This is a genomic window from Microbacterium sp. NPDC028030 (assembly GCF_040637855.1).
Lineage (GTDB): Bacteria > Actinomycetota > Actinomycetes > Actinomycetales > Microbacteriaceae > Microbacterium.
In genome coordinates, this window is record NZ_JBEZXF010000001.1 from 1,730,641 (window position 1) to 1,749,347 (window position 18,707).

Annotated in this window: 20 protein-coding genes and 1 tRNA gene; 7 read left to right on the forward strand and 14 right to left on the reverse strand. The window is 69.2% G+C overall.

Going from position 1 to position 18,707, the window contains the following annotated elements; translation table 11 throughout:
* Position 1: 1 nt before the first annotated feature.
* Genes AB0E56_RS08635 through AB0E56_RS08645 form a run of 3 tightly spaced genes read right to left on the reverse strand, consistent with a single transcriptional unit; the run spans position 2 to position 3,677 of the window.
* The gene (locus AB0E56_RS08635) at positions 2 to 1,642 is read right to left on the reverse strand and encodes a DNA repair helicase XPB (RefSeq protein WP_359798196.1); all 1,641 of its coding nucleotides are present in this window, start codon (positions 1,640 to 1,642) and stop codon (positions 2 to 4) included.
* A 36-nt stretch (positions 1,643 to 1,678) separates the two neighbouring features.
* Positions 1,679 to 3,391 (reverse strand): helicase-associated domain-containing protein, encoded by a 1,713-nt coding sequence (locus AB0E56_RS08640; RefSeq protein ID WP_359798198.1) that lies wholly within the window; start codon positions 3,389 to 3,391, stop codon positions 1,679 to 1,681.
* Positions 3,392 to 3,401: 10 nt separating this feature from the next.
* Entirely contained in the window at positions 3,402 to 3,677 is a 276-nt protein-coding gene (locus tag AB0E56_RS08645) for a multidrug ABC transporter ATPase (protein ID WP_359798199.1), read from the reverse strand.
* 119 nt (positions 3,678 to 3,796) lie between these two features.
* Here AB0E56_RS08645 and AB0E56_RS08650 point away from each other — a divergent pair, with 119 nt between their 5' ends.
* The gene (locus tag AB0E56_RS08650; protein WP_050722660.1) at positions 3,797 to 4,177 is read left to right on the forward strand and encodes a cold shock domain-containing protein; all 381 of its coding nucleotides are present in this window, start codon (positions 3,797 to 3,799) and stop codon (positions 4,175 to 4,177) included.
* Positions 4,161 to 4,763 carry a DUF3027 domain-containing protein gene (locus AB0E56_RS08655; RefSeq protein WP_359798201.1) on the forward strand — a complete coding sequence of 201 codons (603 nt, stop codon included), beginning with the start codon at positions 4,161 to 4,163 and terminating at the stop codon, positions 4,761 to 4,763. The genes AB0E56_RS08650 and AB0E56_RS08655 overlap by 17 nt, the downstream gene beginning before the upstream one ends.
* A 14-nt stretch (positions 4,764 to 4,777) precedes the next feature.
* On the opposite strand, the gene serC is transcribed toward AB0E56_RS08655, so the two are convergent.
* Positions 4,778 to 5,890 (reverse strand): phosphoserine transaminase, encoded by a 1,113-nt coding sequence (gene serC, locus AB0E56_RS08660; RefSeq protein WP_359798202.1) that lies wholly within the window; start codon positions 5,888 to 5,890, stop codon positions 4,778 to 4,780.
* Positions 5,891 to 5,991: 101 nt separating this feature from the next.
* Here serC and AB0E56_RS08665 point away from each other — a divergent pair, with 101 nt between their 5' ends.
* From AB0E56_RS08665 to AB0E56_RS08680, 4 genes are all read left to right on the forward strand, one after another.
* Entirely contained in the window at positions 5,992 to 6,693 is a 702-nt protein-coding gene (locus AB0E56_RS08665) for a metal-dependent transcriptional regulator (RefSeq protein ID WP_183150566.1), read from the forward strand.
* 360 nt (positions 6,694 to 7,053) lie between these two features.
* Positions 7,054 to 7,788 (forward strand): M23 family metallopeptidase, encoded by a 735-nt coding sequence (locus AB0E56_RS08670; RefSeq protein WP_359798203.1) that lies wholly within the window; start codon positions 7,054 to 7,056, stop codon positions 7,786 to 7,788.
* Between the two features lie 310 nt (positions 7,789 to 8,098).
* Positions 8,099 to 8,596, forward strand: a complete 498-nt coding sequence (locus tag AB0E56_RS08675; RefSeq protein ID WP_220173530.1) for an HNH endonuclease — start codon at positions 8,099 to 8,101, stop codon at positions 8,594 to 8,596.
* Between the two features lie 48 nt (positions 8,597 to 8,644).
* Positions 8,645 to 8,718, forward strand: a tRNA-Arg gene (locus AB0E56_RS08680).
* Positions 8,719 to 8,758: 40 nt separating this feature from the next.
* Here AB0E56_RS08680 and AB0E56_RS08685 read toward each other — a convergent pair.
* Genes AB0E56_RS08685 through idi form a run of 8 tightly spaced genes read right to left on the reverse strand, consistent with a single transcriptional unit; the run spans position 8,759 to position 16,651 of the window.
* Complete coding sequence (locus AB0E56_RS08685) at positions 8,759 to 10,945, reverse strand: MMPL family transporter (RefSeq protein ID WP_359798205.1); 2,187 nt, start codon at positions 10,943 to 10,945, stop codon at positions 8,759 to 8,761.
* A 32-nt stretch (positions 10,946 to 10,977) separates the two neighbouring features.
* The gene (locus tag AB0E56_RS08690) at positions 10,978 to 11,871 is read right to left on the reverse strand and encodes a prenyltransferase (protein WP_359798206.1); all 894 of its coding nucleotides are present in this window, start codon (positions 11,869 to 11,871) and stop codon (positions 10,978 to 10,980) included.
* Positions 11,868 to 12,209, reverse strand: a complete 342-nt coding sequence (locus tag AB0E56_RS08695) for a lycopene cyclase domain-containing protein (protein WP_359798208.1) — start codon at positions 12,207 to 12,209, stop codon at positions 11,868 to 11,870. The genes AB0E56_RS08690 and AB0E56_RS08695 overlap by 4 nt, the downstream gene beginning before the upstream one ends.
* Positions 12,206 to 12,553 (reverse strand): lycopene cyclase domain-containing protein, encoded by a 348-nt coding sequence (locus AB0E56_RS08700; RefSeq protein WP_359798209.1) that lies wholly within the window; start codon positions 12,551 to 12,553, stop codon positions 12,206 to 12,208. The genes AB0E56_RS08695 and AB0E56_RS08700 overlap by 4 nt, the downstream gene beginning before the upstream one ends.
* The gene (gene crtI, locus AB0E56_RS08705; RefSeq protein WP_359798210.1) at positions 12,553 to 14,142 is read right to left on the reverse strand and encodes a phytoene desaturase family protein; all 1,590 of its coding nucleotides are present in this window, start codon (positions 14,140 to 14,142) and stop codon (positions 12,553 to 12,555) included. The genes AB0E56_RS08700 and crtI overlap by 1 nt, the downstream gene beginning before the upstream one ends.
* Positions 14,139 to 15,047, reverse strand: a complete 909-nt coding sequence (locus AB0E56_RS08710; protein ID WP_359798212.1) for a squalene/phytoene synthase family protein — start codon at positions 15,045 to 15,047, stop codon at positions 14,139 to 14,141. The genes crtI and AB0E56_RS08710 overlap by 4 nt, the downstream gene beginning before the upstream one ends.
* On the reverse strand, positions 15,044 to 16,126 hold the full coding sequence (locus tag AB0E56_RS08715) for a polyprenyl synthetase family protein (RefSeq protein ID WP_359798213.1): 1,083 nt from the start codon (positions 16,124 to 16,126) through the stop codon (positions 15,044 to 15,046). The genes AB0E56_RS08710 and AB0E56_RS08715 overlap by 4 nt, the downstream gene beginning before the upstream one ends.
* 3 nt (positions 16,127 to 16,129) lie before the next feature.
* Complete coding sequence (gene idi / locus AB0E56_RS08720) at positions 16,130 to 16,651, reverse strand: isopentenyl-diphosphate Delta-isomerase (RefSeq protein WP_359798215.1); 522 nt, start codon at positions 16,649 to 16,651, stop codon at positions 16,130 to 16,132.
* A 75-nt stretch (positions 16,652 to 16,726) separates the two neighbouring features.
* Here idi and AB0E56_RS08725 point away from each other — a divergent pair, with 75 nt between their 5' ends.
* Positions 16,727 to 17,335 carry a MarR family transcriptional regulator gene (locus AB0E56_RS08725; RefSeq protein ID WP_359798216.1) on the forward strand — a complete coding sequence of 203 codons (609 nt, stop codon included), beginning with the start codon at positions 16,727 to 16,729 and terminating at the stop codon, positions 17,333 to 17,335.
* A 27-nt stretch (positions 17,336 to 17,362) separates the two neighbouring features.
* Here AB0E56_RS08725 and AB0E56_RS08730 read toward each other — a convergent pair whose 3' ends face one another.
* Both AB0E56_RS08730 and AB0E56_RS08735 read right to left on the reverse strand, forming a co-directional pair.
* Positions 17,363 to 17,725, reverse strand: coding sequence for an Lsr2 family protein (locus AB0E56_RS08730; protein ID WP_359798217.1), 363 nt, complete (start codon positions 17,723 to 17,725; stop codon positions 17,363 to 17,365).
* A gap of 80 nt (positions 17,726 to 17,805) precedes the next feature.
* The gene (locus tag AB0E56_RS08735; protein WP_359798219.1) at positions 17,806 to 18,663 is read right to left on the reverse strand and encodes a LuxR C-terminal-related transcriptional regulator; all 858 of its coding nucleotides are present in this window, start codon (positions 18,661 to 18,663) and stop codon (positions 17,806 to 17,808) included.
* Positions 18,664 to 18,707: the final 44 nt, after the last annotated feature.

The window sequence follows — 18,707 nt, forward strand, 5'->3', positions numbered from 1 at the left end:
GTCAGGCGGCGATCGCGTCCGAGTCCATGATCGTGTAGCTGTAGCCCTGCTCGGCGAGGAAGCGCTGACGATTCTGGGCGTAATCCTGATCGATCGTGTCGCGGGCGACGAGGGTGTAGAAGCTCGCGGTGTGACCCGACTGCTTCGGGCGCAGGAGGCGCCCGAGACGCTGCGCCTCCTCCTGACGCGAGCCGAAGGAGCCGGAGACCTGGATCGCGACCGACGCCTCGGGCAGGTCGATCGAGAAGTTCGCGACCTTCGACACCACGAGGAGGGAGATGTCGCCTTCGCGGAAAGCGCGATAGAGCTCTTCGCGCTCGTCGACCGGGGTCGCGCCGGTGATCTGCGGCGCGTCGAGCGCGGCCGACAGCGACTCGAGCTGGTCGAGGTACTGGCCGATGACGAGGATGCGCTCGCCCTCGTGCTTCGCGATGAGCTCACGCACCGCCTGCACCTTGGCCGGAGCCGAGGCTGCGAGGCGGTACCGTTCGTCGTCGGTCGCGGCGGCGTACTCGAGCCGGTCGCTCGGCGGCAGGTCGACGCGCACCTCATAACAGGCGGCGGGCGAGATGAATCCCTGCGCCTCGATCTGCTTCCACGGTGCGTCGAAGCGCTTCGGCCCGATCAGGCTGAACACATCGCCCTCGCGGCCGTCTTCGCGCACGAGGGTCGCGGTGAGCCCGATACGACGGCGGGCCTGCAGGTCGGCGGTGAGTTTGAAGACCGGTGCCGGCAGCAAGTGGACCTCGTCGTACACGATCAGGCCCCAGTCGAGGGCGTCCAGCAGCGCCAGGTGCGCGTACTCGCCCTTCCTCTTCGCAGTGAGGATCTGGTACGTCGCGATCGTGACCGGCTTGACCTCCTTGGACTGGCCGGAGTACTCGCCGATCTCCTCGGGCGTCAGGCTCGTGCGCTTGAGCAGCTCGTCACGCCACTGCCGAGCCGAGACGGTGTTCGTCACGAGGATCAGCGTGGTGGTCTTGGTCGCCGCCATCGCCCCGGCGCCCACGATCGTCTTGCCCGCGCCGCACGGGAGCACCACGACGCCGGAGCCGTCCTTCGAGAAGGCGTCGACCGCGTCCTGCTGGTACGGACGGATCTGCCAGCCGTCTTCGGCGAGTTCGATCTCGTGCGGCGTCCCCGGGGTGTACCCCGCGAGGTCTTCGGCTGGCCAGCCGATCTTCAGCAGCTCCTGCTTGATCTGTCCTCGTGCCCAGGCGTCGACGACGAACGTCTCCGGCGTCGGATGCCCGATCAGCAGCGGTCGGATGCGCTTGTTGTTCGCGACCTGCGCGAGCACGGCGGGGTCGGAGGAGCGCAGGAGCAGCGTCCCCTCGTCGTCCCGTTCGATCACGAGGCGGCCGTAGCGGTTCACGGTCTCGCGCAGATCGACGGCGACCGAGGGAGGAACGGGGAATCGTGACCAGCGGTCGAGCGTCTCGAGCATGTCTTCCGCGGTATGCCCGGCGGCGCGTGCGTTCCAGAGCCCGAGCCGGGTGATCCGGTAGGTGTGGATGTGCTCGGGGGCGCGTTCCAGCTCGGCGAAGATCGCCAACTCGTGGCGGGCGCTCTCCGCGTCGGCATGGGCGACTTCGAGCAGCACGGTGCGATCGCTCTGGACGATCAGGGGGCCATCAGACATAGCTGATCAGTTTACCGGTCGTGCGAGGCCCCGGGCCTACGGTGCGACGATCGTCGCCGCGAGGATGCTCGAGACGGGGAGAGTGCGTTCCACATCGGCCGCACGGTCGCGTCCGCGGAGACGGCCGCCTCCCATCCCCGTGGCCTCGAGGAGGAGTTCGCGTGTCGAGCCGTCGGGCATCCCGACCGTGACCTGGAGCACGGACTTCGCACGCACGGCAGCCTCGAGTTCGCGGTCGAGCCATGCGGCATCGGCATCCGGCCCCTGGTGAGACCTCAGGCGCTCGATCAGGGGGGTCAGCTCCGAGGCGTCGTCCTGGGACGGAGCCGCCGGTGGCGCGGGGTGACGCTCCCGCACGAGCAAGGCTCCGTCGGCGCCGACCAGCGTCGCGGGGTACCGGGCGTCGGTGAGGGCCCAGTACACAGTCTCGCGGCTGACGCGGGTGGTGAGCGAGCCCACATGCGCGGTGAGAGCGAGCGGGCGGAGGGACTGATCGACGGCCATCGCGTCGATCAGGTGCGAGTCGACGCTCTCGATCCGGGTTCGCCCCGTCTCCTCATCCGTCGACACGCGGACGAGACCGTGCCGCTGCGCCGTCTGCGAGATCAGGTAGGCGAGCGGTTGCGGGATGCCGGTCAGTGACAGGCCACCGAGGAACTCCAGGATCGACGCCTCGGTCTCGCCGGCGGCGAAGGCGTGCGCGACCGATTCCGCCGTGAAGCGATACGAGGAGGCCTGGGCTGCGGACTCCCGTGCGGCGATCGTGCGCAGCCGGACGTCGAGCGCAGGCTCGAGGGGACCCGGCGCGATCGCGGTGAGATCGTTCTGCAGGAAGATCCGGTCGACCTCGGCCGGAAGAAGGCGCGCCAGGGCGCTCGCGTCCGTCGCGCCGCCGTCGCGCAGACCGATCGCCCATTCGGGCTCGGTGCCGTCCTCGGCGATGAGCCCGAGCAGGCGGGCGGCATCGTGCAGCATGCGGGAGCGCTCCGGCCACGCCGGATCCCAGGGATGCGCGCCGATCCACGCCTCCGGCGGGATCCAGCCGCCGCTCGGCGACCGGACGCCGCGTGGCAGGGCGTCGCGATACGCGGTCGCCAGCACGCTCCAGCGGGCCACCGCGGGGGAACGCAGCCACTCCTCGGCGGACTGACTCGTCCGCAGTTGGCGGTCCGTCACGACGGCGAGCCCGGCCTCCACTGCAACCGACATGAGGGCGTCGACGATCTCCGTCGGAATGCCCGCCTCGGCGAGCTGCCGTTTCTCCCCGGCGTTCACCGTGCCGCCGGTCAGCAGCGCGAACGGGCTCTCGCGCGCGATGAGGAGCAGATCCGCGAGGACCGACACCGTGGTGAACGCACGCTCCGCCGCGTGGGCCGCCGCGCTCTCGGAGGAGCGCGACGCGACCGACGGCGTCGAGGTGAGGGCCTCCGCCGAGCGACCGGCGACGGCGGTGATGACGGGCGGGTATGGAGTGCCGTCGGGGCGGAGCAGGGCGAGCGCCGTGAGCTGCTCGCGTTGAGCGCCCGCTCCGCCGCCCTGCGCGGCGTGGAGCAGAGACGCGGCCTCCGCAGCGGTGAGAGTGGGAAGCGTCTTCGCCAGCGACGCAGGGTCGAGCAGCGACTCCGCGGCGTCGAAGAAGTCCTGCCATGCGGCATCCGGTCGTACGCGGCGCGCGCGGAACAGGCGGCGGAGCTCGTCATCGCTCGCGGCGGCCAGCCAATCGGCCAGCGGTCGTGCGTGCGTGCTCATGCGCGGTGCCTCACGAACGCGAAGACGCTCGTCCCTTTCGGATGAAGCTCATCGTGAGGAGCGCGATGATCATCAGGAAGGCGAGAGGGAGGCCCCAGTAGGGGATGGCCGCGATGAACGGCCACGCTCCCTCGCCGAAAGCGGCCTGGTCCATGCCGACCGCCGTGCCGATGATGATGGCGAAGAAGCACACGACGGATGCCGCGGCGATTCCGAGCGCGGTGAACGCCAGGATACGATCCAGCCGGCGGACGGGAACCTCCGGTTCGGAATTCTGCGTGCTCATCCGTCTCAGCCTACTCGCACCGGGGGCTTCGGCTCGGCGGGCCGCGCGACCGGTAGGCTGGAGGAACGCGCACGAGCGCGGCATTGTTCTGCACACGACGATCTCAGCGAGGTTCTCCCATGCCCACCGGCAAGGTCAGGTTCTACGACGAAGACAAGGGTTTCGGCTTCATCGCCAGCGATGACGGCCAGGACGTCTTCCTGCACGCCTCTGCGATGCCTGCGGGCACTGCGGTCAAGGCGGGTGCGCGCGTGGAGTTCGGCGTGGCCGACGGGAAGCGTGGTCTGCAGGCGCTGTCGGTGCGTGTGCTCGAGGCGCCGCCCAGCCTGTCCAAGGCGAAGCGCAAGCCTGCCGACGACATGGCCATCATCGTCGAGGATCTGGTGAAGCTCCTCGACGGCATCGGCGGAGACCTTCGCCGCGGGCGCTACCCCTCATCCGGACACGGCCGCAAGATCGCTGCCGTCCTGCGCAAGGTCGCCGATGACCTCGAAGCCTGACGCCGACGCCCGTCTCATCGGCGCCCACGACCTCGCGCTGGCAGCACTGCGGGAGATCACCCCTGCCTCCACCATCGGGCCCGCCGCCGGGTACCTCCCCGAGGAGGACGGCTCGGTCTCTCTGCGGTTCGAGAATCGTCTCGCCGGGTACCCGGGGTGGTACTGGACGGTCACGGTCGCGCGGGTGGATGACGAGGACCCCACGGTGCTCGAAGTCGAACTGCTGCCGGGCGACGGTGCGCTTCTCGCACCGGAGTGGGTCCCGTGGGCCGAGCGTCTTGCCGAGTACAGGGCGCATCAGGCGGAACTCGCCGAGGCAGCCGCGGCCGCCGACGACGACACGGCCACCGATGATGACGCGGTCGACGGAGTCGTGGGTGACGAGGTCGACGACGACCTCGACGACGACGACCTGGACGATGACGGCGAGCCCGACATCCTGCATGCGGGCGATCTCGACGGCGTCGACATCGACGAGCTCGACGACTCGGAGCCGGATGACGACGATGCCGAGGATGAGTCCGACGAGGACGATCCCGACGAGGACGACGAGTCCGACGAGGACGAGTCCGACGACGAGGAGTGAGTGACCCCGGGCGCTCAGGCGCCCAGGCTCTCCAGCACGTAATCGATCGCCCGGGTCAGCTGACGCACGTCGTCGGGCTCGATCGAGACGAACGTCGCGACGCGCAGCTGATTGCGGCCGAGCTTGCGGTACGGCTCCGTGTCGACGATCCCGTTCGCGCGGAGGGTCTTCGCGATCGCCGCCGCATCGACGCTGTCGTCGAAGTCGATCGTCGCGACGACAGGCGAGCGGTGCGCGGGATCTGAGACGAACGGAGTCGCGACCGACGAGGCGGCAGCCCAGTCGTACAGCACGGAGGAGGACTCCGACGTCCGTGCAGCCGCCCAGGCGAGGCCGCCGTTGTCGAGGATCCAGCGGAGCTGGCTGTCGAGGAGGTGCAGCGTCGTGAGTGCGGGGGTGTTGAGCGTCTGGTTGAGGCGCGAGTTGTCGACCGCGTTCTTCAGGCTGAGGAACTCGGGGATGTAGCGGCCGGACGCGGCGATCCGCTCGATGCGGTCGAGTGCGGCGGGAGAGACGACGGCGAACCAGAGCCCGCCGTCCGAACCGAGGTTCTTCTGCGGGGCGAAGTAGTAGACGTCGGCCTGGGCGGCGTCGAAGTCGATCCCGCCTGCCGCGCTGGTCGCGTCGATGACGGTGAGCGCGCCGTCCGCGGCGATGCGCTGGACGGGGGCGGCGACACCCGTCGAGGTCTCGTTGTGGGGCCACGCGTACACGTCGATGTCGGCGCCGACCTCTGCGGAGGTCAGCGAACCCGGCTCCGCCTTGCGCACGTCGGGGGACTCGAGCCACGGCGCGGCGGCCGCGGCGGCGAACTTCCCGCCGAACTCTCCGAACACGAGGTTCTGGCTGCGACGCTCGATGAGTCCGAATGCGGCCGCGTCCCAGAACGCGGTCGAACCGCCGTTGCCCACGATGACCTCATAGCCCTCGGGGATCCGGAACAGCGTCGCGAGCTGCTCGCGCACGCTTCCGACGAGGTTCTTCACCGGTGCCTGCCGGTGGGAGGTGCCGAGGATGGACGCCCCCGAGGCGAGCAGCGCGTCGAGCTGCGCGGGGCGCACCTTCGAGGGACCGCAGCCGAAGCGGCCGTCAACGGGCAGGAGGTCTCGGGGAATCTCGATCGCCATGGGTTGATTCTAGGGTGCTCCCGTCATGTCGCCCGACGCGCGGCGGGGCCGATGTCCGCCCGGGAATGTAGGCTTGCCTAAGAACCTCGGAGGGCCTGCACATGACCGATCTGATCGACACCACGGAGATGTACCTCCGCACCATCCTCGAACTCGAGGAGGAGAACATCGTGCCGCTGCGCGCGCGCATCTCCGAGCGCCTCGGACACTCCGGCCCGACGGTCTCGCAGACCGTGGGGCGGATGGAGCGCGACGGTCTCGTCGTGGTGTCGGAGGACCGAACCCTCGAGCTCACCGATGCCGGTCGCCGCAAGGCCGTCGACGTGATGCGCAAGCACCGACTCGCCGAGCGTCTGCTCTCCGACGTGATCGGCCTCGACTGGGCCTTCGTGCACGAAGAGGCCTGCCGCTGGGAGCACGTGATGAGCGAGCAGGTCGAGCGTCGCCTCGTCGAACTGCTCGGGCACCCGACGGAGTCGCCCTACGGCAACCCGATCCCCGGCCTCGACCAGCTCGGCGATCTGCCGGCGCGCACGTTCGACGAGGGCGTCATCGGTCTCGTGCAGCGATTGAACGCGGCGGGTGAACCGGTCGAGGGGACGGTGCGTCGTCTCGCCGAGCCGGCTCAGGTCGACCCCGAGCTGCTCGAACAGCTGCGCGATGCAGGAGTGGTGCCCGGCGCGCACGGCGATTTCCGCTTCAGCGAGGGGTACGTCCTGATCCAGATGGACGGCAAGGAAGACGGCCTCGAGCTCCCGGTCGAGCTCGCGTCGCACATCTTCCTGGTGGGCGAACCGGCCTGATCACACCCTCGTTTCCGGAGCAGGGCGATGCGTCGCACCCGCTCCCGAGACGCCTCTCCGAGGATTGTCAGGTTCCTGGGGTGACATGATCGTTATCTTCCGGTAACCTCGGTCGAGTCGTCAGCGAAGAAGCCCGCGGGCGACACACCGCGAAGATCCGCCTTCCAGGCTCGTCGTCTTCACGGCAGGAATGCACAAAGTACCCGAGATACATTCGTGCCACGAGAGCAGAGTGCCGACGAGCCAGCGCAACCCGAACGCGCGAAGGCCCAGGAGGACCACGTTTTGGCCGCAGACATCGAACCGCCCGCGAAGAAGACATCTGAAGACCGAGTACCAGCCCGTCGCACCGGCGCGCGGGTGAATGCTCGCAAGGCCGTCAAGCCGCTCCGCTCCATCGCCATCTTCGGGGCCGTCGGTGCACTCGTCGCCGGAATCGCCCTCCCTGCGTTCGCTTCGCCCAAGCCGACCGAGGCCGCGACCACGACACTGCAGCAGCTGGCCGCGGTCGACGCGCAGTCGCTCGTCGTCGCTTCGCAGGCCACGGCGGCGCCGCTGAGCCGCGGAACCTTCAGCGCCACGACGCCGGAGGAGATCGCGAAGAAGAAGGCGGAGGAAGCCGCGGCTGCTCGTGCGGCCGCCGCGTCCACGGCATCGGCGCAGTTCAACTCCGCCGGCTACGCACTCACCTCTCCCGGTTCCGGAGAGGTGCGCTATCCGCTGCCCATGGGCTCCTGGAATGTCAGCCGCACCATCGGCGGGGGCCACAACGGTGCCGACATGCTCGCTCCGGCCGGTACCCCGATCTACGCCGCCGCAGCCGGCGTCGTCCGTGCCTCCGCGGAGAGCATCGGCGGCTACGGCGTCTGCGTGATGCTCGACAGCGTCATCGGCGGACAGCGCGTCCAGACGACCTACGGACACATGCTCTACGGCTCCCGCCAGGTGCAGGTCGGCCAGACCGTCGCGGCAGGACAGCTCATCGGCTATGTCGGCAGCACCGGTCGTTCGACCGCGAACCACCTCCACTTCGAGGTCTGGATCAACGGCGGACTCGTCGAACCGATGTCCTGGCTGTCGGTCAACGCGGGCTGAGCACCGGACACGCCTTCCTCCATTCACCCGCCGTTTCGTCCCGCATGCAGCTGGATGGGTTAGCCTGATCCCGTTGTCGTACAGGTGGGAGAGGCTGATGGAGCGAATACCGACCATCCGAACCATGGATGCCCTCGGTCGTCACGTCCTTCTGCATTGCCCGCAGGGAAGCCACGGCGTTGCCGTGCGCGAAAGGCGCTGTCTCTAGACGGCGCCTTTTTTCGTCCCTCGCGATCGTTCTCCCTCGTGCACGGCCTCGTGTGAGTCGAGAGTGCCGGGAAGCCGTCCCGGCGGATCGAGAGGATGACGAATGCGCACACTGGTCCTGAATGCCGGATACGAGCCGCTCGCGATCGTGTCGTTCAAGAGAGCCCTGGTGCTCGTGATGAACGACAAGGCGACCGTGATCGAACGCGTGGAGGAAGACCCCGTCTGGGGCACCCATGGCGTCTACGATCGTCCGGCCGTCATCATCCTCGCCCGATATGTCCGAGTGCCGAGCAGCAGACGGGTCCCCGTGACGAGGCGGGGAGTGCTTCGTCGTGACAATCACCGCTGCGGATATTGCGGCAAGGCGGCATCCACGATCGATCACGTCCTGCCGCGCTCACGGGGCGGAGCGGACTCATGGGAGAACCTCGTCGCGTGCTGCCTCCGCTGCAACAACGTCAAGAGCAACCGCACTCCGCAGGAGATGCGCTGGCAGCTGCGGTTCACCCCGCGGCCGCCGCACGGCACCGCGTGGACCGTGCGCGGCACCGAGCGCAGCGACCCGCGGTGGGAGCCGTACCTGGCGCTGGCGGCATAGTCGGTGGTGCCGAGGGCGCGCGTTCCGGTCCCGTAGACTGGGGCGCGCGCCCTCGTAGCTCAGCAGGATAGAGCAGCCCTCTCCTAAAGGGCAGGTCGCAGGTTCGAATCCTGTCGAGGGCACTCCCGTGCGGTCAGTTCCGCGTGACGCCGATCGCCGACGTCATTCCTCGCCGCGCCACCACAGCTTCGACGGCCACCAGATCGCCTTGCCGATGTCGTACGTCAGGGCGGGCACCAGCAGCGAGCGGACGACGAACGTGTCCAGCAGCACGCCGAACGCGACGATGAACGCGAGCTGCACGAGGAACAGGATCGGGATCACCGACAGGGCGGCGAACGTCGCCGCGAGGACGAGACCGGCCGACGTGATCACGCCCCCCGTGATCGACAGTCCGCGGAGGATCCCCTCGCGCGTGCCGTGTGCCTTCGACTCCTCCCGCACCCGCGTCATCAGGAAGATGTTGTAGTCGATGCCGAGCGCGACGAGGAACACGAACCCGAAGAGAGGCACGGCGGGATCGGCGCCGGTGAACGCGAAGACGCCGTTGAAGACGAGGGCAGCGACACCCATCGCTGTCCCGAACGAGAGCACCGTCGTCAGGATGAGCAGCACCGGCGCCAGGATCGAGCGCAGCAGCAGCATCAGGATCAGCATGATGACCAGGAGGATCACGGGGATGATGAGGTTGCGGTCGTGGATCGAGGCGTCGTTCGTGTCCACCGAGGTCGCGGTCACCCCGCCGACGAGCGCGTCGATGCCGTCGAGTTCGCCACGGAGTTCACGGACGGTCGATGCCGCCTCCTCCGAATCCGCGGCGTCGGTCAGCGTTCCCTGCAAGAGCACGTCGCCGTCGACCGTGGTCGGCTCGGGTGCCGGCGTGCCCGGTGCGCCGACCGCACCGATCCCGTCCTCGGTCACCGGTGCCGTTCCGCTGGGGGAGTCGGCGGCCGTGACCGCGACGCCATCGACGCCGTCGTTCGCGAGCAGCACGTCGGCGGCATCCTGCAGCCGATCCTCGTCGACGATCACGTAGACGGGGCTGCCGGAGCCGCCGGGGAAGTGCTCGCCGAGCGCCACCTGGCCGTCACGGGCTTCGGAAGCTCCCAGCACCAGGTCGGACTGCGGCACGCCGTCGGCGCGGAGCTGGGTGATGCCGGCAGCGCCCACCAGCAGGACGATGGTCGTGAGGATCCAGATCACCCGGGGGCGACGCTTGATGAGCCCGGCCAGTCGCGCCCAGAGCCCCGTCGAACGCATGCCGTGCTCGGCGGCGACGACCTCGGGCTCGAAGTGCGGGCGGCGCGGCCAGAACACCGCGCGACCGAAGAGCAGCAGCAGCGAGGGCAGCAGGGTGAGGGCGGAGAGCATCGCGAACACGATCCCGATGGCCGCGACCGGTCCCAGGGTGCTGTTCGACTTGAGGTCGCTGAGAAGCAGGCACAGCAGCCCGGCGATCACCGTCCCCCCGGAGGCGACGATGGGTTCGACCGAGCCCTTCCATGCCGCCATGAGCGCCGTGCCCTTGTCCTGTGCGATGCGCAGCTCCTCTCGGAACCGGGCGACGAGGAGCAGCGCGTAGTCCGTCGCGGCGCCGATCACGAGGATGAACAGGATGCCCTGGGTCTGGCCGCTGAGCAGCAGCACCTCGAACTTCGCGAGCCACCACACCACGAGGAGAGCGACGCAGAGGGCGAACAGGCTCGTGGAGAGCACCACGAGGGGAAGGAGGAAGGAGCGGTACACGAGCACGAGGATGACGAGGACCGCCAGAAGCGCGACGCCGAGGAGGAGTCCGTCGATGCCGGCGAAGCCCGCGACCAGATCGGCGCTGAATCCCGCCGGTCCGGTGATGTACACGGTCACGCCGTCGGGAACGGCGCTGCGCAGCTCGTCACCGAGGGTCGCGATCGCATCCGCGAGCTCGGCATCGCCGTCGATCGGGATGAAGGCCTGGACGGCGCGTCCGTCCTCCGAAGGCAGGGCCGGCGAGACGTCGTCTGCCACACCCTCGACCTCGGGGGCGCCGGCGACGGCGTCCGAGATCGCGTCGAGCTCGGACGACGTGAGCTCCTCGTCGGACGTGAACACGGCGATCGCGGGGATCGCGTCGCTGTCGTTGAACTCGCCGAGCAGCGCCTGCACCTTGGTCGCATCCGCGGACTCGGGCAGATAGGTGGTCTGATCGTTCGAGGAGACCTCGTCGACCTTGCCGAACAGCGGCCCGCCGAGCGACGCTCCGACCAGCCACACGAGGATCAGCGCCACGGGGATCAGCACGCGCACCCAGGAGTGGCGTCGCGAGCGTTCCCTGGTCGGCGGGGTCGGCGGCAGATCGGGGCGGGACATCGGGGTTCCTTCCAGGGGTCGGGTGTGCGCGGTCAGGAGACCCACGCGAGGATGAGGATCATCGTCGCGAGGAAGCCGGCGACGTAGTTCAGGGCGATGAAGCGCCGCCACGCGCGGTTGGTCGACGCGGACGTCTCATCCGTGACGTTCCACCACGGGGCGGCGTTGACCAGGTAGGGCACGGCCAGGACCGCGGCGAGCGGACCGGGCCAGGGCGTCAGCAGCATGGCCACTCCGGCGACGGTCCACAGGCCCAGCGAGAGGCGCACGGTCGCGCGGGCACCGATGACCGTCGCGATCGAGGAGATCCCCGCCTCGCGGTCCGGCCCGATGTCCTGCACAGCCCCGAACGCGTGCGCGGCCATGCCCCAGAGGAAGAAGGCGCCGAGCGTCAGCGCCGTCGCGGCCGTGACGGGGGCTCCGGCCAGCGCGAGACCGACGACCGCGGGGCTCACGAAGTGCGTGCTCGAGGTGAGCGAGTCCAGGAACGGTCGCTCCTTGAACCGCAGCACCGGTGCGGAGTACGCGATCACGGCGAAGACGCTCACGGCGAGCCATATCCATGATGCCGGGTTCCCCACGACCACGAGGTAGACGAGGAAGGGGATGTTCGTCAGCGCTGCCGCCCAGAGCGTCGCACGATGGATGCGCGGCGACAGGAGCGCGCCCTCGATGCCGCCCTTGCGCGGGTTGGCCAGATCGGAGGCGTAGTCGAACACGTCGTTGATCCCGTACATCGCGAGGTTGTAGGGGATGAGGAAGTACACGGCGCCGATCACGAGCGTGAGGTCGACCTCGCGCGTGCTGAGGAGGTAGGCGGCCGCGAACGGGAAGGCCGTGTTGATCCAACTGATCGGGCGCGAGGAGAGCAGGATCTGCGCGAGGTCGCCGCCGAGTCCCTGGCGCCCGGACGTCGGCCCGCTCATGCGGAACCCTCCTCGGTGCGGAGCGTTTCGTCGCGGCGCGTGCGGCGGGAACGCAGAGCCGTCCACAGCGCCGGGAGCAGAAGCACGGCGGCGACCGGATAGGCGAAGTCCTCGATCGGGGCCAGCCCGATGTGCACACCGGCGAGGTGGTCCGGCGAGTAGTGGAACAGCCCCGACGCGATCATCGCGGTGTCGAAGACGGCCGTGAGCAGCAGCAGAGCGAGGGCGGTGAGGCCCAGCGCCGCGGCATCCGGGCGCCGCCGAGTGCCGATCGCTGCGAGGGCGCCGCCGAGCGCGGCGACGGCCAGGAACGCGGCCGACAGGGCGAGATACGTCATCGTCCCCCTCCTGTCTCGACCGATCGAGCGCGACGGCGCTCGAGGAGGCGGGCGGCGCCCGTGTAGAGGACCATCGTGCACACCACGAGGAACGCAAGGAACACCGGTTCCTCGATGGGGAGTTCGGGCGCGAGCAGGATGCCGGAGGCGATCACGCCCTCGCCGCGGAAGAAGATCCCGCTCGTGATGCCCGCGACGTCCCACAGCAGGAAGAAGACGACCCCCACGGCTGTCACGACTCCGGCCGTCACGGCGTCGCGCCAGAAGAACAGACGGAACCGCCAGTCGAGCAACAGCATGCAGCCGAGCGAGAGCAGCAGGGCCGTGAGGTAGATCGCACCCATCAGCGCTCCGCCGCCGCGTCGACCTTCGCGGGTTCTTCGAGGGGACCGGGGGAGTGATCGCCGCGCACCCTCTTCAGCACGATCTCGGCGCTGATCAGGCACATCGGCACACCCACACCCGGCGCGGTCGTGCTCCCGGCGTAGTACAGGCCGTGCACCCGGCGAGAGGCGTTCTGCGCGCGGAACATCGCGCTCTGCGACAGGATGTGCGCGGGGCCGAGCATCCCGCCGCGCCAGGAGCGGTAGTCGTCGCGGAAGTCCGCGGGTCCCCTCGTCTCCCGCACCACGATCCGTTCGCCGAGGTCGGGGATGCCCGCCCACTCCGCGATCTGCGCGATCGCGGCATCGGCGGTCTTCTCGATCGCGGCAGAGCCGCAGCCCTCGGCACCTCCTCCGCCGAGCTCGACGTCCGCGGGCACAGGGATCAGGACGAACAGGTTCTCGTGGCCGACCGGGGCCACCTCAGGATCGGTGGCGCTCGGCCGGCAGACGTAGATCGACGCAGGGGAGGGGACGGATGGGGACGCGCCGAAGATGGCGTCGAAGTTCGCATCCCAGTCGTCGGTGAAGAACAGCGAATGGTGCGGGAGCTGCGGCAGGCGGCCGCGAACCCCCAGCATCACCAGCACTCCACCGGGTCCGCTGGTCCGCCGTGCCCACCATGATTCGGGGTACGACTGCAGGGCGGGGGGCAGAAGAGCGGTCTCGGTGTGATGCAGGTCGGCGGCCGAGACGACGATGTCGGCGCTTTCGAGATGCCGGCCGCCCGATCGGTCGCGCCACTCCACACCGGTCGCCGCAGGGGTGCCGTCGACATCTCCGGTGCGGATCGCGGTGACGTCGGCCCCGGTCACGATCCGTGCGCCCGCGTCGCGCGCGAGTGCCTCGATCCGCTCCACCACGTGCCAGAAGCCGCCCTGCGGGTAGCTGACGCCCTGATCGAGATCGAGCGCGCTCATCAAGTGGTACATCGCCGGTGCGGTGCGCGGGTCGGTGCCGAGGAAGACGGCGGGGTAGCCGAGGATCTGACGGATGACCGGGTGCCGGAAGCGGCGAGCCGCGAACTCCTGAAGCCGCGTGCCCAGCAGTGCCGACAGGCGCGGCAATGCGCGCAGCACATCCGCAACGGCGAGAGAGCGCATACGGGTGAAAGGGTTGTAGAGGAAGTACCTCTGCGCCATCGTGCCTGCATCCTGCGCGGAGTCGAGATACGCGTCGAGTGCGCCGGTGGAACCCGGCTCGAGGGCCTCGAACAGCCTGGTGACCGCCTCGCGACCTGCGGGCACGGTCACCGCGTCGTCGCCGGACTCGGGGGAGCGGAACACCCGATACCCCGGATCGAGCTGCACGAGGTCGAGCTGTGCGGCGGTCGAGGTACCCATCATCGCGAAGAAGTGATCGAAGACCTCGGGCATCAGGTACCACGACGGGCCGGAGTCGAACCGGAATCCATCGCGCTCGATCGTGCCGGCCCGTCCGCCGACCCGATCGTTCTTCTCCAGGACGACCACCTCGTGGCCGTCCTTGGCGAGGAGTCCGGCCGTCGCGAGGCCGGCGACGCCCGCTCCGATCACCACGACGCGGCTCATCGGTCGCGCTCCGCGGCGGTGATGATGAGTGCGCGGGAGGCGAGCGCGGCCTTGAGCGGGTCGGGAACGCGGACGCGCCGGCGGTACAGCACCTCGACAGGCGTGCGCGCGACGCGACGGGTCAGAGCCGCGAACAGGGCCAGTGCGCTGCGCACCGCCGCACGGGCGTCCTTCGGCAGCAGCGGGATGGCGGCGCGCGCGTCGGCCAGCTGCTTCGTGATCGTCTCGACCCAGGCGTCGCGCGAGGCGTCCGTCAGCCGCTCCGCTCCGCCCAGGTACCCCCGGCGCAGGCGGTCGGTGTCGTCGGCGAGATCGCGGAGGAAGTTCACGTTCTGGAACGCCGCCCCGAGCTGTCGGGCGCCGTGCCGGAGCGTCGCGAGCTGCTCCGGCGTGCGCTCGGCGTCGCGCAGGAACACCTGGAGACACATGAGGCCGACCACCTCCGCCGAGCCGTGCACGTACGACGCGTGCGCATCGGCATCGTATGCGGCGAAGCCGGAGTCCGCGGCGATGTCGGCACGCATCGACGCGAAGAACGGACCGGTCAGATCCTCTCCGATGCCACACTCGCGAGCCGTCAGGGCGAACGCGTGGAGGATGAGGTCGCTGCTGTAGCCGGTGTGCATCGAGCGGTGCGTCTCGGCGACGTACGAGTCGAGCGCCGCCGATTGGGCTGAGGCATCGAGACCGGCTTCTGCCGCCACACCGTCGACGATCTCGTCGGCGATGCGCACCATCGCGTAGATGTTGCGGACGTGCTGGCGGTGGCGGCGGCCGAGAAGGCGCGTGGCCAGGCCGAACGACGTCGAGTACGTGCGGATGACGTCGGTCGTGGCGATCTCCGCCGTCCTGCTGAAGCGCTGCAGGGCAGCCCTGTCGGGGCCGCCGGAAGGGGTGGCGGTCATTCGCTGCGGCCCTCGATGCGAGAGGCGAGCCGGAGGATGGTCCGTGCGGCGGTGGTCGACAGAGTTCCTTCGGTCTCGGCCTCGGCGAGCACGGTCGATGCGGCGGTCAGTTGTTCCTGCACGAGGCCGCGGACGAAGTCCTCGGCACCGCACTCACGCAGCCGATCGCGCATATCGGCGGCGTCCGGCTCACTGAGCTCCGGTGTGCCGAAGCGGAGTTCGATGCTGGGCCAGTGCCCCGTCATCCTGGCGTAGGCGATGATCGCTGTCTCCTTGCCCTCGCGGAGATCCGAGAAGGGGTCCTTGCCGTGTGCCTCCGCGTCGCCGAACACCGAGAGCAGGTCGTCCTGCAACTGGTACGCGAGTCCGAGATGGCGCCCGATCTCGGTGAGGCGCTCTTCCGCGGCAGGTGCGGCTTCTGCGAGCACGGCGGCCGCGCGCAGGGGGAGCACGAAAGAGTACGTCGCCGTCTTGTAGGCGCTCGTGGCGAGGATGGTCCGCAGGTCGGGAGTGACCACGCCGTCGCTCAGGGCGACATCGGTGTGCTCGCCGGCGACGGTCTCGAAGATGGTCTGCTCCAGCAGTGCCAGCAGCCGCCGACGGGTGTCGGGGCTCGCGTCGGCGCGCGCGAATCCGAGGGTGGCGGACGCCAGCAGCAGATCTCCGAGCAGGATGGCGCTGGAGCGGGCCCAGTGCAGGACCGACTCGGCGGGATCGGGGGCGTGCCGTTGCGCGAGTGCTCCGATGAGGTTCGGGCGGCGCCGGCGGAAGAGGTCGCCGTCGATGACGTCGTCATGGAGCAGGAAGGCGAAGTGAAGGAGTTCGACGTCGACCGCGATGCCGATCGCACGGTGCGTCTCGGCCTCCGTGAGTCCCGCCGGCGTCAGGGCGCGGAGGAGGTCCATGAACAGCCTCGGGCGAAGGAGCTTGCCGCCGGTCGCATGCTCTGCGGCCGTCTTCCACAAGGCCACGAACTCCGCTCCGTAGCGCTCTGCCGCCGTGGCGCGCTCGGTGAACCGGTGGCGCAGAACCTCCTCGATCCGTGTTCCGAGGTCTTCGACCGTCACCGTGCCGGACATGGGTCAGACCTGACCGAGCCGGCGCAGCAGGGGAAGCTGCTCCACCAGCCACGGGCTGAAAGCGAAGGGTGCGGCGGCGACGGCGTCGATGAACGGCGCGATCTCGACCCACGCCCACTCGGACACCTCGTCCGGGTCGGCGGTCGGTTCCGCGTCGACGAACGCGACGTGCACCGGACAGATCTCGTTCTCCACGATGCCGCTCGCGTCGACGGCCCGGTATCGGTAGTCGGGCAGCGCGAGGCGCACGGTGTCCAGCCGCAGGCCCAGTTCGTCGACAGCGCGTCGTCGAACCGCGTCCAGCATCTCCTCGCCGGGGCGCGGGTGTCCGCAGAAGCTGTTGGTCCAGACGCCAGGCCAGGTGAGCTTGGACAGGGCGCGACGGGTGACGAGCAGCCTTCCGCTCCGATCGAGAACGTAGCAGGAGAACGCCAGGTGGAGGGGAGTGTCAGTGGTGTGGACCTCGCTCTTCGGCAGGACGCCGACGGCGGTCCCGTCTTCGGCGAGGAGCGTCACGTCGTCCATGGCGTCCTCTCGTCGTTTAGCTAACCAAGTGAGTAATCAACTTAGCATGAAACTGTTCGTGTGTAACATGATCGCATGGACAGCGCGCGCGGCACCACCCCGGCCACGGGCGCGCATGCGACGGCGGACGGGCTGAGCCACGCCGCCATCTATGACGTCGAGTCCAGCGACCCGCGCAGCATGCTCATCGATCGCACAGGGGTGCCTCCGGAAGACCTGCGGCAGATCGCGCGGCTCATGGAGGCGCTCGGCAATCTCAGGGACGCCGAGCAGCGCCTGTCCCAGGCTTCGCGTCGCTATATGCAGCTGAACGAGACCGACATGCGCGCCTTGCACTACCTGATCGTGTGCGCGAACCGCGAGCTGGTCGCCACGCCGAGCGGCATCGCCGGCCACCTCGGTGTCTCGACGGCGGCCACGACGAAGCTCCTCGACCGATTGGAGCGCGGCGGACACATCCAGCGTGCACCGCACCCCACGGACCGACGAGCGCTCGCGATCACGATCACGCCCGAGACCCGGCATGCGGCCATGGAGACGGTGGGGCGGCAGCAGGCGAAGCGGTTCTACGCCGCAGCGAGACTGACGCCGGACGAGCGTGACGTCGTGATCCGATTCCTCGCCGACATGACCGAGGAGATCACCCTGCGCGACGAGGCATGGCTGCCGAAGGACAAAGGGTAGCGACCCTCCTCCGCTCCGACGTCTCTCTCAGTGAGCGGCGCGGTACGCCTCGAGAACCGGTGCGGGAATGCGGCCGCGTTCGGAGAGGCTGTAACCGTTCTCGTTCGCCCACGCACGGATCGCGGCGACTTCGGGATTGCGCGCCGGTCGCTTCCGAGGCGACGCTGAGCGTGCGCTGTTCGACGAACGCGCAGTTCCGGCGGAGCCGGCGCGTCGACCGGCGGAGATATAGGGCTCGAGCGCGTTTCGCAATTCTTCCGCGTGCTCGGCATTGAGGTCGATCTCGTAAGCCGCCCCGTTGAGCGAGAAATGCACGGTCTCGCCTTCGCCGACCTCCAGGACGCTGCCATCGATATCGTCGACCAGCTGGTGCACAATTCGTCTCGCCATGAAAGGGACTTTACTCCCCCGATAGGAATTGCGACAACCGCGCAATGTCCGAACGGTCGCAATTCGACACAGGCGACCTCTCAGGGGAGGAGACCGGCACGGCGCGCGCGTGTGACCGCGGCATGGCGTGTGGAGGCGTCGAGCTTCGACATCGCGGTGCCCAGATACGCCTTCACGGTGCCCTCGCGAAGACCCAGTTGGGAGGCGATCTCCGCGTTGGTGGAGCCCAGCGCGGCGCAGGCGAGTACGTCGGTCTCGCGGGGGGAGAGGTGGACGGTCGGTACCGCGCCCGTCGTCGCAGGCACCGCGTCGCCGGCCAGCGTCAACAGGCGGCGCTCCACCTGGGAGATCCGCGCGCGGATGTCGGCGTCGTCGACGGATGCCGCGATGCTGCGGAGTTCGGCGAAGCTCTCGCGAAGCTCCTCGCGCTGCGGCGGCGCGACGGTGTCGCCCGCCAGGAGTGTCGCCTGCAGGCGGCGCTGCACCTCGTCGCGGATGCGGAGCTCGTCGGCGACGGACTGCGCCACCTGCATCGCCGGCGCGGTCGTGACGCCGCCGATCTGCTCCTCGTCCCATGCTCCCGCGTAGAGGACGCCGCGGGAGCGACCCTGCACCACGATCGGCAGCGCCAGCAGAGTGCGAAGGCCCTCGCCGAGGACGAACACGTCGTAATCGTGGGTGATCTGCTGTGATGACCCGTAGTCGCTGGTCATACGCGGACGCAGTTCGATCATCGCGCGACCGCCGAGGCCCCGCTCCGGGCGGACGCGCAGGCCGTCGAGCGACCGGGTCCGTGCGCCCACGATGCTCGTCACGCTCACGACGCCCTCTTCGATGAGGCCGCCGAAGGCGACGGGGAAACGTGTACGCCTGGCGAGCTCGCGCACCGCGTTGGCGACGAGCTCGGCCTCGGATTCGAGGGTGACCGTTGCACTCAAGACGACTACCTACTTCCGGGGGTGACGACGCCGTTCCCCGTTTC

Coding starts and splice junctions, on each gene's coding strand:
- serC (WP_359798202.1), bottom strand. CDS start 5,890: ATGGCGATCGAGATTCCCCGAGACCTCCTGCCCGTTGACGGCCGCTTC.
- AB0E56_RS08655 (WP_359798201.1), top strand. CDS start 4,161: ATGACCTCGAAGCCTGACGCCGACGCCCGTCTCATCGGCGCCCACGAC.
- AB0E56_RS08675 (WP_220173530.1), top strand. CDS start 8,099: ATGCGCACACTGGTCCTGAATGCCGGATACGAGCCGCTCGCGATCGTG.
- AB0E56_RS08640 (WP_359798198.1), bottom strand. CDS start 3,391: ATGAGCACGCACGCACGACCGCTGGCCGATTGGCTGGCCGCCGCGAGC.
- AB0E56_RS08715 (WP_359798213.1), bottom strand. CDS start 16,126: ATGTCCGGCACGGTGACGGTCGAAGACCTCGGAACACGGATCGAGGAG.
- AB0E56_RS08635 (WP_359798196.1), bottom strand. CDS start 1,642: ATGTCTGATGGCCCCCTGATCGTCCAGAGCGATCGCACCGTGCTGCTC.
- AB0E56_RS08730 (WP_359798217.1), bottom strand. CDS start 17,725: ATGGCGAGACGAATTGTGCACCAGCTGGTCGACGATATCGATGGCAGC.
- AB0E56_RS08710 (WP_359798212.1), bottom strand. CDS start 15,047: ATGACCGCCACCCCTTCCGGCGGCCCCGACAGGGCTGCCCTGCAGCGC.
- AB0E56_RS08700 (WP_359798209.1), bottom strand. CDS start 12,553: ATGGGTGCGATCTACCTCACGGCCCTGCTGCTCTCGCTCGGCTGCATG.
- AB0E56_RS08645 (WP_359798199.1), bottom strand. CDS start 3,677: ATGAGCACGCAGAATTCCGAACCGGAGGTTCCCGTCCGCCGGCTGGAT.
- AB0E56_RS08650 (WP_050722660.1), top strand. CDS start 3,797: ATGCCCACCGGCAAGGTCAGGTTCTACGACGAAGACAAGGGTTTCGGC.
- idi (WP_359798215.1), bottom strand. CDS start 16,651: ATGGACGACGTGACGCTCCTCGCCGAAGACGGGACCGCCGTCGGCGTC.
- AB0E56_RS08690 (WP_359798206.1), bottom strand. CDS start 11,871: ATGAGCGGGCCGACGTCCGGGCGCCAGGGACTCGGCGGCGACCTCGCG.
- crtI (WP_359798210.1), bottom strand. CDS start 14,142: ATGAGCCGCGTCGTGGTGATCGGAGCGGGCGTCGCCGGCCTCGCGACG.
- AB0E56_RS08695 (WP_359798208.1), bottom strand. CDS start 12,209: ATGACGTATCTCGCCCTGTCGGCCGCGTTCCTGGCCGTCGCCGCGCTC.
- AB0E56_RS08665 (WP_183150566.1), top strand. CDS start 5,992: ATGACCGATCTGATCGACACCACGGAGATGTACCTCCGCACCATCCTC.
- AB0E56_RS08725 (WP_359798216.1), top strand. CDS start 16,727: ATGGACAGCGCGCGCGGCACCACCCCGGCCACGGGCGCGCATGCGACG.
- AB0E56_RS08685 (WP_359798205.1), bottom strand. CDS start 10,945: ATGTCCCGCCCCGATCTGCCGCCGACCCCGCCGACCAGGGAACGCTCG.